Genomic DNA, 12,267 nt, shown 5'->3' with positions numbered 1-12,267 from the left:
GTTGCAAACTTAAGTATAGTGATTTATATTTGCAATAACGGTCAAAAAGTATAGTAACTGATGTATAGTATAGACGATAAAGATTATCCTTGTAGTACGAGTGTGACGATGAGGTTTATAGGCGGCAAATGGAAGGCTGCAATTATAAAGTACCTTGCCGAAAAAAAGAGATACAGTGAGCTTAGAAAAGATTTGGTCAATATCACAGAGCGAACTTTGAGTTTGCAACTTAAGGAGTTAGAAGCAGACGGCATTGTGATAAGAACAGTGTATACTAGTAAGCCTCCTCTAAGAGTGGAGTATGAATTGTCTGATTTTGGAAGAACATTGCTTCCTCTTATCCAGACTATTTCTGATTTTGGAAAAGAGATTATCAAGAATAATGACAAGGTGTACGTGGTGAGTCCACCTCCTTGTTCCTTAGAATAATTTAGAAAGGATATTACCAATGTGTAGTATCCTTTTTTTGATTCTGTGTTTAGGGAAAAGGAATAAGTGTTATTTTAGGTGTTTAAAAATGAATTGGTTATGGAGGGAGTAAAAGAACCTTTTGTGTTTAAAGGATACCAATATGAGGATTTAGACTATGCCATTGAAAACTTTGTGAATGAATATGACTTGCCTTTAGATCCTCAGAAACTTGCGGAAGTAAGGAATGTGGCTGAGATGTTAGATTTAATAGTTAGCTATTTTAAGCAAGAGAAAAAAGAAGACTGTACTTCTCAACAAGCTTTTTATAAACTGAGAACAATTCTTCATAAGTATACAAATGAGTCTGATATAAAGCCGAGTACTCGATTAGAAGAATTATTTCCTAAACAGAATCGTATTGAGAATATCAAAAGGGTAGGAGAAGATTTAGGATTTAAGTTACATATCTTAAAAATGAAGGATAACGTTGTTACTGTACTTGTGGTTACCTTTTTAGTGTTGTTTGTATTGTTATTTTTTACAACATTATATGCAATGGTAGGAGGAGTTATTTGGCTCTTTGCTTATAAAGTAGCGGAGGATTATAGAAAGGATTTTAAAGTAGATACAGTAGGTGAGTTGGTCAAACTAATGGTTGAGAAAAACTATTTTAAGAGTAGAAGAGATTCTAATACAATGAATGAAAAGGAGCTTAGAGAAATGATTGCTAAGTATTTTGCAGATTGTTTAGGTTTAGAAAGGGAAGAGTTCTTAAATGCTAAGTTTGGATAGGTAACTTAGTACAATATGTAAAAAGACAGGTATCGTTAAATATTCGGCTTTTTTGTTTTCTTTTTAGATTATAGGTAAGGTTTTTTATTGCATTTGTCCTGAATATAGATTTACGTAAAACGATTACTGTAAACTAAAAAGGCTATCCGAGTAATCAGATAGCCTTCATCTATTATATTCAATCAAATACTAAGGGTTTAACTTGACGATTTTCCCATCTCGTATTACAACTATTTTACTCTTTTTTTCTTTCTTAAAAGCGATCATATTCTCATAGGCAAGCTCTAATCCTTTTATGATCTTTTCTTTTCTTTTAGCTCTTTCTTCTGCTGTCATAATATTGTTTTAATGCATTAAACTTATCAGGATTGTGAATAGATATCAATTCTCCAATATGTTTTTCTGCGATTAGCAAATGATTCCCTTCTGAATTATCAAATATAAGACATTCATCCACTATATCTAAATAAATATCAAAAAGATTTATAATTCCATTTATGTAACGACGTTCAATCACATCTACTGGGATATTATGTCCACCTTCCTTAACCCTTTCTTTTACCCTTTCTTTCGCTAATTGAAAATCCTTAAGCCAAAAAAATAATAGCGTTACATTATATCCGTTTTCTTTTGCATATAAAATCTTCTGTTTATAGCTTTTGGTTGCTAGAGTTGTCTCAAATGAAAAATCTTCGTTATCCTTAAAGAGCTCGTTAATTCTATTAAGCATAATTCTTCCTGCTTCAAACGCTACTTTTTCTGGCTGAAATGGAGATAAGCCTTTAGCTATTTCATCAGCATTTACAAACTCTTTACAGTCTAAAATCTTTGGTAAAATGGTAAAAGAAGCAGTTGTTTTTCCTGCTCCATTACAACCTGCTATTATATATAGGTTCTTTTCCCTCATTCTCTTAGTTTTCATAAAGATACATTTACCAATTATTTAAAACAAAAGAATATTTACACTAAAATACTTTGTCTTATTCAATTGTGTTTGTAAAGAAAGTATTTCACAGTCAACTTTGTGAGGTTTTTATGTGTCTTCCTCGTTCCTTCATTTCCCTATATCCACTACTCTTAAAGAAATGTGAATGCCTATTTTATGGTAGTATAGTCAAGATTTGTGCTATTCTTGATGGAGAAGTGTTTTTACATTTGTACCGTTAATAAAGGGGGCGTGGCTAGTATGTGATTGGTTTTGATTTATTAACAACAGCAATTCTTAGAAATACCACTTTAAAGTATTTTGTAAAGAAAAGTGAAATTAGTGTCTATTCAAACCGAAAAGAATAGTACTGACCTAATCAGCGAGAATCCACACTAATCAAAAAACAGTTTAACTGTAAAGAATTACTTCAAGTTTCACAGTTAAACAAAAAAGGGTCTAAAAATTGTAGATACCTTTTTATCTGTTATAGTAGAGTATATATAGAATTAAAATGTAAAGCGATGCATGAATTGTCAATCGTGAAAGATATCTTTTCTACACTAGAAGAGCACTATGAGGCTAAAGTAGAAGATATTCAGAAAATACAGGTCACAGCAGGGTTGTTATCTAATGTACAGCCTGTGCTGATACAGAACGCCTTTGATGCCTTTATCATCGATAATGAGGTCTATAGAGACATGGAGTTAGAGGTGGTGGTCAATGATATCATAGCGCATTGTCACAGTTGTGATAAAGAATTTAAGGTAGAGTATCACCGATTTGTTTGCCCATGTGGTACTCCGTCAGCTGATATTGTACAAGGCAACGAATTATATATTTCAAAAGTAATATTTAAACAATCATTATAAATCATTATTTATGGCATCGAATCCAAAAAGTTTAGGAAATCGCGTAGGTTCATTACAATGTGATAATACCACATTACACTTGTTAAAAGCAAATGACTTTGTAGCTAATGCTATTAGAGAACGCTTAAAGAATGTTTGTGTTATTAATGTTTGTTCTTCTCCTGGTTCTGGTAAGACAACTTTAATGCAAGAAACAGGTAAACGTCTAGGAAAAGACTTAAACATATCAGTATTAGTAGGTGATCCAGAGACTGATAGAGATGCTGTTCGTATGAAAGAAGTAGGGTTAAATGCACTTCAGATCGTAACAGGAGGAATGTGTCATATTGAAGCACAGATGATTCTTCAAGCTTTAGATCATATTGACCTAGAAGGAACGGATTTATTATTCATAGAGAACGTAGGGAACTTATTATGTCCATCTGCTTTTGATTTAGGAGAAGACTATAGAGTTACTTTATTAGCAACTACAGAAGGAGATGACAAGCCGAAGAAATACCCTCGTATGTTTTTGACTAGTGAATTAATGTTAGTGTCTAAAGCCGACTTACTTCCTTATGTTCCTTTTACAGTAGAGAATGTAACGAAAGATGCTAGAGAGGTTAACCCAAATATCGAAGTATTGACGATTAGTACAACGAATGGAGAGGGAATAGACGAGTGGTGCGAATGGTTAAAAGAACGTGTAAAAGCTAAAAAAGCAAACGCAGCAGAGTAACTCACTTATGCAACAAACAATTTATATAGATGATATTCAACCTCGCGAACGAATTGTTGAGGGAATAGATGTGTTTGAAATCGAATGGTTCGAAACACAAAAGCATCTATTTCATCGATTGACTACTAACGGGGTTGAACTACATCTACTGAAGGAGAATAGGGACTGGCAACACGCTGATGCATTGTATTGTCAAGGAGAATTAATCGCTCAACTTGTTATTAAACCCACTTTAACAATACAGTTTAAATCGGATAAAGGACAAGAGGTAGCTGATTTCTCTTTTTATATAGGCAATAGGCATCTACCTGTGTTTATAGAAGGAGATAACACCTTCTTAGTGCCTTATGACGGTAATCTATATGAACAATTGGCAAACAAGTTTGCAAATAATATTGTGCTAGAGAAGAGACAGTTGTTCACACAACATTTGCTTAAAAAGAAATACAGTAAATAGGGAACTGAAAACTGAAAACAGTAAATAGGGAACTGAAAACAGGGAACTGAAAACTGAAAACAGGAAACTGAAAACTGAAAACTGAAAACAGGAAACAGAAGCCTGATAGTACTGTAAACCGTAAACTGTAAACTGTAAACTGTAAACTGTAAACTGTAAACTGTAAACCGTTAACTGTAAACCGTTAACTGTAAACCGTTAACCGTTAACTGTAAACCGTTAACCGTTAACCGTTAACTGTAAACCGTTAACTGTAAACCGTTAACTGTAAACTGTTAACTGTAGACTGTTAACTGTAAACCGCAACTCAGTTGTCGCAGATTTGCAATCTGTGACGAGTAAATTCTAAGAATTATGAAATTAAGATATTTATTAACTGTATTGTTTTCACTTGTATTATTACAATCGTGCAAACAAAGTACAGAATCAACACAATCTACAGAACCAACCTCAACAGAACTTGTAGCAATAGACAGTAGAGGTAAAGAGGTTCGTTTATCTAAGCCTGCTACTAGAGTAGTAGCTTTATACGAGGCTCTAGTAGACGATGTATTTATGTTAGATGCACAAGAGAAGTTAGTGGGTATTCCTCAACAAATTTATTTGAATGAAGATACTTTCTCTTTTCTATCTACTTTAGATAGTCGCATGGCTAAGAAAGAGATTGCCACACCTACTTTCGGTGGAGGGTCTTCTAATGTAGAAGCGATTATAGGACTTCAGCCAGACTTAGTCATCACTTTTGATCAAGATGCAGAAGCTGTAGCGCAACTAGAAGACCTAGGTATCGCAGTATTTACCATTGCGAGTGAAGATCAAAAAGGCATTATCAGTGAACTAAAGGGAATAGGAACACTACTGGGGAAAGCTGATCGCGCTACTAAAATCACAGATTATATAGAAAAAGAAGTAGCAGAAATGGAAGCTTCTAAAGTAGAAAGCCCAAAGAAAGTATATTATGCTTGGTCTAAAGGACGAGTACTTTCTACTTCGGGTAAAGGTACTTTGATGGATATGGCGATTACACTATCTGGAGCTATTAATGCATGTCCTTTAGAGATGCAAGCTCCTAATGTAGGAGCGGAGATGCTGTACAAATGGAATCCTGATATCATCCTTCTGTGGAACTCTAATGAGCGCGATGTATATGGGTTAAGCGAATTAGCTAATCTACCTGCAGTAGTAAATAAACAAGTAAAGGTCATGAAACCTTCATTCTTATACGATCCTCACACAGTGAAGTTTTTATTATTTGCCAAACAAGTTCGTCAATGGAGTTACCCTGAGTACACAGAAGATGCGCTAAGAGCAGAGATAGATGAAGCGATGAATATATTATACAATACAAAAGGTCAGAAATAAACTATATATGAGATATAGCATTAAAGTTGGGTTATTGTGGATTATTCCTATTTGGTTATTAATAGGGTCTCTTATGTTGGGAACTACAGGGACTTTATCTCCAGCAGAGCTATTTAGCCATACTGTGAAGTGGTTTAGTAGTTCAGAACTTTCTACAGACCCGATAGAGACTATCTTGTGGAAAGTGCGTTTGCCCCGTATTATCTTAACCTTTTTAGTAGGAGCCTCTCTTGCTGTATCAGGAGGAGTGCTACAAGCTATCTTTCGCAATCCTATAGTAGATCCATTTACTTTAGGTATCTCTTCAGGAGCTGCCTTTGGTGCCGCTTTAGCTATGCTATTTCCTTTTATATCGATTAATCTATCTGCCTTTGCCTTTGGGATATGTGCTGTAGCATTGACTTATACAGTATCTTATGTAGGGAGTCATACTTCTATAGTAAGTATGGTCTTGTCTGGGATTATCGTATCAGGAGTATTTACAGCTTTGCTAACCTTGTTACAATATATGAGTGACCCTTATAAACTACAAGCTATAGTGCAGTGGACAATGGGAAACTTACACACTGCTTCTTGGTCTAAAGTATACACTGCATTTGCACCTATACTTTTGGGTTTATTTATAATTGTATTACTGCGTTGGAAATTTAACCTTTTGTCGTTAGGAGATAATGAAGCTTTAGCCGTAGGGGTGAACCCGAAGTATTTGAAGCTTGTTCTTATCTGTGTAGCGACGATGATTACTGCTTCTTCGGTAGCTGCAGTTGGAGTGATTAGTCTATTCGGACTGATCGTGCCTCACATGAGTAGAATGGTATTCGGACCTAATAACAATATTGGTGTTTGGGCTAATATCAGTATAGGAGGTTCTTTTCTATTGTTGATAGATGATTTCTCTCGTGCTGTAATGCCTTTTGAGATTCCAGTAGGCGTGTTTACCATGATTATAGGAGCACCTATATTTATTTATTTGATGAAGAAGAGTTTAACCAGTTGGAGCGCATGAGACAGTTGATAGAAATACAAGACTTAGTGTTCTCTTACGCTAAAGAAGTGGTCTTAGACAGGGTGAATGCGTCTTTTGAGCGAGGTAAACTCTCTATTATACTAGGGCGAAATGGAAGTGGTAAGTCTACGATGTTTAATATCCTAGCAGGTTTAGAAAAGAAGTATCACGGACAGGTGTGCTTTGATGGACAAGAACGCAGAATGATTAAACTTGGAAAAGAACAATATATGCGTATAGGATTCTTAAATCAGTTTCATCAGACTACTTTTCCTTTTACGGTGAAAGAAGTTATTCTAACAGGGAGGGCTTCTTTTGCGAAGTTTGCTCCTGCAGAACAAGATTTTCAAGAGGTAGTCGATATATTATCTCGCTTTCAATTATCTCATCTGATAGATAAGCCTTATACCTCACTTTCGGGTGGAGAGCGTCAGTTAGTCTTATTGTGTAGAGTATTAGTGCAAAAGCCAGAGGTGTTGATGCTTGATGAGCCTACTAATCATTTAGATTTACATTATCAGGTAGCTGTACTAAAGTGTATTAAACAATTAGCAGAAGAAGGTACTACTGTACTCTGTGTAATGCATGACCCCAATCTTGCGTTTATGTATGGAGAGCGATTTTATCTGATGCAAAATAAACAGTTGATAGATATTCAAGAGGTACAAGGGGAAGAGTTACACCGATTGTTAGAAGAGACTTATCAGTTGCCATTACACCGTATAGATAATCAAGGCAAACCTATGTTTATGCCTTTAATATAGTTGGTATTATGAATATTCAGATCAGTAAAGTAGAGTTACACCAAGCTCAAGATATAAAAGAATATGTCAAAGCATTTAGAAAAGGTCTTTTTCCTATGCTAGATAGTACTATAGTCCCCCGAGACCTTTTACACTTTGAACAGACTTATCTCTTACATCCAGATGGATGTTTTCTACAGGCAAGAGATTGTGATGATAATATCATGGGCGTGATAGGAATGATGCCTTATGATTATCGGTTTGACTATTTAGATTATAGAGATAGTCGTACAGTAGAGGTCGCTCGTCTTTTTGTAGAACCTGCTTATCGAAGAATAGGATTGGCAACCACGTTGTTTAATACTTTGTTAGAAGTATCGAAGGAGAAAGAGATAGATATGTTGTATTTACATACGCATCCTTTCTTAACAGGCGCTTTTGAATATTGGCAAAAACAAGGTTTTCAACTCATTAAAACGACGATGTATGGTGAGTTTGAGACACTGCATATGGATAGAACGGTTTAGGGATAAATAGCCAGGATTGTAAGTTATTACTACCAGTTTACAATACCTCTGTTCTGAATAAGAATTGAGTGTTTATAATGTAAGTTCATGATGAGTCCGTTAATTTAAGCAAAATAACGGACTCACTACGGACTCATAACGGACTCACTACGGACTCATAACGGACTTACTACGGAGTCATTCCGAAGTAGTAACAAACTTGAGAATACCTATATCGAATATAAATTAAGAAACACATTTACTAATGAAAACATATTTACGTAAATCAGGAATAATAGCATTGTCTTTATTACTTCCTTATCTCTCTAATGCCCAAACTTCTCAGAAGATATCGGGTAGAATATTAGGAGAGAAGAATAATCCCATAGCTTATGCTACTGTTACGATCGGTACTGATCATGTAGAAGAGAGTGATGAGCGAGGGGAGTTTATGACAGTAGATCAAGTGCAGTTTCCTCTGTTATTACAGATTAATGCTTTAGGATATAAGCAAAAGTCAGTAGAACTTACAGAGGAGAGCTATAAAGAAGGTTTTGTTGTTAAGCTTGAAGAAGATGTGAGTCAATTACAAGAGATTCTAGTAACGGCAAGAAGAAATAATTCTTATTTAACCAACTCTACAGTATTAGGAGGAAAGTACAATGGGAGAATAAAGGATTTGCCTCAGTCTATTTCGATTGTATCAAGTGAGTTAATGGAGGACAAACAAGTGTTCCAAGTAGCAGATGTGATTCCTGATTTGGCAGGTGTTACACAGGCGTCAGTCTATGATGAGTTTGTTATCCGTGGATTTAAAAGTGGTTATGACAATGGTATTCGTCTCATAAATGGAATGCGTTCTGCCTATGGTTTTGGAGAGAGTTACTATCGTTCGCCGATGACGATTAACTTTGAGAGTATCGAAGTGCTAAAAGGACCAGGGGCTTCTTTATTTGGAGATATTGCTCCTGGGGGAACAATTAATATGGTGACTAAAAAACCATTAGAAAATCATAAAGGATTAATTAATTTCTCAGCAGGGAGCTTTGAGACTTTAAGAACTACTATTGATGTAGGAGGACCTATTGATAAAGATAAGAAGATATTATATCGTTTAAATGCAGGGTACGAAAGTTCTAAAACCTTTAGAGATATTAATAACCGCAAGAACTTCGCAGTAGCACCTTCCTTCACGTTTAAACCAGTGGAGGGAACAACGTTTGATGTAGATTTAGTATTCGATCAATTCAATGGTTATTTAGATAGAGGTATGAGTACTAAGGGAGGAGATTTATACGCTTTGCCACGTACATTTACCTTGAGCCAACCATCAGATTATTTTAAGACAAAGACTACGACACTTAGTGGACGCTTAACACAACGTATTACAGATAATGTAAATCTACATGTGAATTATATGAAGTCTATCTATGAAGAAGATTTAAATGAGCACAGAACACTAAATACGTATGCTAATCCACCAGAGAATACAGTGGTGAATCTGCGCTTCTTTGATCGTCATGGTAAGGAGTATACGGATAACTTCGTATCTTATTTAAAATGGGATAAATATGGTAAGAATATTGACCACCATATCGTAGTAGGAGTAGATTATGCTCAGTATAAGGGTGATAAAAATAGCTACCAACGCGAGGCGCGTAGTAAGAAAGAAAATGGAGAGGTAGTCGCTTTGACTTTTGACATGAATAATCCTGTATATCAAGGTGCTGATATTACTAATTATGTATGGAGATCAAACACACAATATCCTTTTATGAGCCCTTACAAGAGCACAGGAGTTTATATCCAAGATCAGATCTCTGTAGGAGAAAGATTAAAAATGGTATTGGGATTGAGACATGAGAGTTATAAGTCAGAGAGTACAGATACTAAGGTTCCTTTTACAGCGACTCAAAATGCTTGGCTACCTAGAGTTGGGTTAACTTACCTTATCAATGATAAGATTAATTATTTCGCTAGTTATTCTCAGGGGTATGTGCCAGTGGCTGCTAACTTTGTAGCAAATTATAAAGATTACGGAGCGGATAGTGCGTTTAAGTCAGAGAAGAGTTTCCAGGTAGAGACAGGGTTAAAAACAGGTTTCTTTGATAATCAGCTGCAAATGGATTTCTCTTTATTTAGAATCGAAAGAAGAGACATGCTTATCGGTACAGGACAGTTGACAGAAGCAGGATTACCAGTGTATAGACAGTCAGGTAGAGTAATCTCTCAAGGGGTAGAGTTAGATATGAGAGGACAGCTTACAAAAGAGTTTCAAATTATGGCCAACTATACTTATAATGACACAGAGGTAAAAGAGTCTGCTATCGCTTCAGAAGAAGGACAATTGTTACCTGGAGCTCCTAAGAATTCAGCTAGTATTTGGTTAAAGTATGTTTTTTCAGATACAGCACTTAAAGGGTTGGGATTCGGAGCAGGAGCTTATTATGTCGATCAGAGAAGGTTAAGTGAAAGTGTAGGTAAAGATACTCAGGGGAATGCTCAGTGGGGATATCTACCAGCTTATATGACGGCTAATGCGGCAGTGTATTATCACTTAGATAAATTTAAACTAGCTGTCAATGTGAATAATATATTTGATAAATATTACTTCCTTGGAGGATTTGATTATACCAGAGTATTCGCAGGCGCACCTCGTAATGTGATGGTGTCATTAGGATACAATTTTTAGATATTTCTATCACAGATTTTAAATTTGTGACAGCAATCTGTGATAACATTTAATATAATTTATTTTAGATAAAAAGAAAACCTTAATAGAGTTTATTCTGTTAAGGTTTTTTTGCATTATTTTAGCATAAGTATTTTAATAGCTCTAATGATGGCAAAACTAAAACAAATAGGTTATACTATTACTTATGATCAACTAGTAGATGAGAAAATAACTCCTAAGGTTGCAAAATTAATGGGAGAGATGCATGAAGTGGCAATACAGGGAAGTAAAAATGGAGATAAGTTATTAGAGAAAACAATTGCTACATACCCTAGTATTCCTCAGTTTAAAAATTATTTATCGATTTGGTATAACACAAAAGGTAATACCAAGAAAGCTATTGAGGTGAATGACAGCATAATAAAAAAGCACCCAGAATATTTATTTGCTAAGGTTAATAAAGCAGCAATGTGTATTGATAATCGAGACTTTGATACGGTTATAAAACTTTTGGGTAGTTCTTTAGACCTTAAGGTATTGTATCCTGAGCGAACAGTATTTCATGTAAGTGAAGTAGAAGCAATGTCTAATATAGCTGTTCAGTATTATGTCTATAAAGGTGATTTTGAGCAAGCCAGAATAAGACTCGATATACTTAAAGAGATAAATCCAGAATCAGTATTAATAGATGCTTTTGAGAATTTTATTCTTGCTACAGAGGTTCTTAGTAAGAGTACTATGGAGACAGAAGATTATATGAGAACAACTATTAAGCAGCCTAAGACAAGAAAGAAGTTAGCACCTAAGTTTAACCATAAAGAGATTGAACTTCTTTACAAAAAAGAAATACTTAGTGAAGAAGATATTCAGATGTTGTTAGCTTTACCACGTGTAACTTTGATAAATGACTTAGAGACTGTGTTAGAGGATAGTATTGCTCGTTATACATATTTTAGTAAAGAGGAATTTGATAGTTCTAATTATAATTTTGTTTTTAATAGTTTATTATTATTAAGAGAATTAAAAGCAACAGAGAGTTTACCTAAATTATTGCATGTATTAGCACAGAGTGAAGAATACTTATACATGTATTTTGCTGATCTGTTACCTGAATATCTATGGATGATTATCTACGAATTAGGACAAAACCAAATAGAGGTATTATTAGATTACGTCAAAAAACCACTTATATATACTTATTCTAAAACATCAGTTACATCTGCTATTTCACAGTTAGCTTTGTTTCAACCTAAAAGACGTAGAGAGGTTATAAAGTGTTTGAAAGATGTCATGAATTATTATATCAAGGGTAAAGAAGAAGAAATAGACCCTGATTTTATAGGTCTTTTAATAGGAGATGTTGTTGATATTCAGGCAAAAGAATTATTGCCAGAGATTGAGAAGTTATTTGAATTGGAGTATGTTGATTACATGGCTTGTGGAGATCTAGAAGAGATTATGATGTTTCTTACAGGAGATTTAGATGAAGTATTACAATTAGAAATAAAGACTATTGGACAAATCAATATGATGTTAGAAGGTAATGAAGATCTTGATGATGATATGGATAGTTTTAGTAATGAGATGTATAATGATTTTATTTTAAATCAGTTCACTAATCATCAAATTATCAATTCGCAAAAGGTTAATAGAAATGATCCTTGTCCTTGTGGAAGTGGTAAGAAATATAAGAAGTGTTGTTTATTAAAGAATACTAATGCTTAGTCAAGAGAAAATAAAGTAACAAAAACCTCAATAGATGCATTCTATTGAGGTTTTTTATTTGCTAAAAAAGATTAAG

General features: G+C 34.6%; 13 protein-coding genes. 11 read left to right on the top strand and 2 right to left on the bottom strand.

Translation table 11 applies throughout. The annotated features are described in order from the left end of the window. The first annotated feature begins 60 nt into the window (after window positions 1-60). Window positions 61-429: a winged helix-turn-helix transcriptional regulator gene (locus E0Z07_RS16205; RefSeq protein WP_006261525.1), complete on the top strand. Its 369-nt coding sequence runs from the start codon at window positions 61-63 to the stop codon at window positions 427-429. A 99-nt stretch (window positions 430-528) separates the two neighbouring features. Then, window positions 529-1,203 (top strand): hypothetical protein, encoded by a 675-nt coding sequence (locus E0Z07_RS16200; protein WP_006261524.1) that lies wholly within the window; start codon window positions 529-531, stop codon window positions 1,201-1,203. 189 nt (window positions 1,204-1,392) lie between these two features. Here the strand turns inward: E0Z07_RS16200 and E0Z07_RS18100 are convergent, their stop codons facing one another. Together E0Z07_RS18100 and E0Z07_RS16195 are read right to left on the bottom strand one after the other, a co-directional pair. Next, window positions 1,393-1,539: a hypothetical protein gene (locus tag E0Z07_RS18100; RefSeq protein ID WP_006258234.1), complete on the bottom strand. Its 147-nt coding sequence runs from the start codon at window positions 1,537-1,539 to the stop codon at window positions 1,393-1,395. Continuing rightward, complete coding sequence (locus E0Z07_RS16195) at window positions 1,517-2,110, bottom strand: zeta toxin family protein (RefSeq protein ID WP_006258233.1); 594 nt, start codon at window positions 2,108-2,110, stop codon at window positions 1,517-1,519. The genes E0Z07_RS18100 and E0Z07_RS16195 overlap by 23 nt, the downstream gene beginning before the upstream one ends. Before the next feature lie 542 nt (window positions 2,111-2,652). On the opposite strand from E0Z07_RS16195, the gene E0Z07_RS16190 reads away from it, so the two are divergent. The 9 genes from E0Z07_RS16190 to E0Z07_RS16150 all read left to right on the top strand — a co-directional run bounded on the left by E0Z07_RS16190 (window position 2,653) and on the right by E0Z07_RS16150 (window position 12,191). After that, complete coding sequence (locus E0Z07_RS16190; protein ID WP_131540990.1) at window positions 2,653-3,000, top strand: hydrogenase maturation nickel metallochaperone HypA/HybF; 348 nt, start codon at window positions 2,653-2,655, stop codon at window positions 2,998-3,000. A gap of 10 nt (window positions 3,001-3,010) precedes the next feature. After that, window positions 3,011-3,718, top strand: coding sequence for a hydrogenase nickel incorporation protein HypB (hypB, locus tag E0Z07_RS16185; protein WP_006258231.1), 708 nt, complete (start codon window positions 3,011-3,013; stop codon window positions 3,716-3,718). A 7-nt stretch (window positions 3,719-3,725) separates the two neighbouring features. Continuing rightward, window positions 3,726-4,175 carry an urease accessory protein UreE gene (locus tag E0Z07_RS16180; RefSeq protein ID WP_131540989.1) on the top strand — a complete coding sequence of 150 codons (450 nt, stop codon included), beginning with the start codon at window positions 3,726-3,728 and terminating at the stop codon, window positions 4,173-4,175. A gap of 354 nt (window positions 4,176-4,529) precedes the next feature. Next, entirely contained in the window at window positions 4,530-5,537 is a 1,008-nt protein-coding gene (locus E0Z07_RS16175) for an ABC transporter substrate-binding protein (protein ID WP_006261519.1), read from the top strand. A gap of 7 nt (window positions 5,538-5,544) precedes the next feature. Continuing rightward, a complete protein-coding gene (locus E0Z07_RS16170) occupies window positions 5,545-6,543 on the top strand; it encodes a FecCD family ABC transporter permease (RefSeq protein ID WP_131540988.1) in 999 nt (332 codons plus the stop codon). Continuing rightward, window positions 6,540-7,307 (top strand): ABC transporter ATP-binding protein, encoded by a 768-nt coding sequence (locus E0Z07_RS16165; protein WP_039329999.1) that lies wholly within the window; start codon window positions 6,540-6,542, stop codon window positions 7,305-7,307. The genes E0Z07_RS16170 and E0Z07_RS16165 overlap by 4 nt, the downstream gene beginning before the upstream one ends. Before the next feature lie 8 nt (window positions 7,308-7,315). Continuing rightward, window positions 7,316-7,813 (top strand): GNAT family N-acetyltransferase, encoded by a 498-nt coding sequence (locus E0Z07_RS16160; RefSeq protein ID WP_131540987.1) that lies wholly within the window; start codon window positions 7,316-7,318, stop codon window positions 7,811-7,813. Window positions 7,814-8,057: 244 nt separating this feature from the next. Beyond that, a complete protein-coding gene (locus E0Z07_RS16155) occupies window positions 8,058-10,484 on the top strand; it encodes a TonB-dependent receptor (RefSeq protein WP_131540986.1) in 2,427 nt (808 codons plus the stop codon). A 147-nt stretch (window positions 10,485-10,631) separates the two neighbouring features. Beyond that, on the top strand, window positions 10,632-12,191 hold the full coding sequence (locus tag E0Z07_RS16150; RefSeq protein ID WP_233445993.1) for a DUF1186 domain-containing protein: 1,560 nt from the start codon (window positions 10,632-10,634) through the stop codon (window positions 12,189-12,191). Window positions 12,192-12,267 lie beyond the last annotated feature (76 nt).

Source organism: Myroides odoratimimus (genome assembly GCF_004337635.1).
GTDB lineage: Bacteria > Bacteroidota > Bacteroidia > Flavobacteriales > Flavobacteriaceae > Flavobacterium > Flavobacterium odoratimimum.
This window is presented reverse-complemented; position numbering and strand designations above follow the sequence as displayed.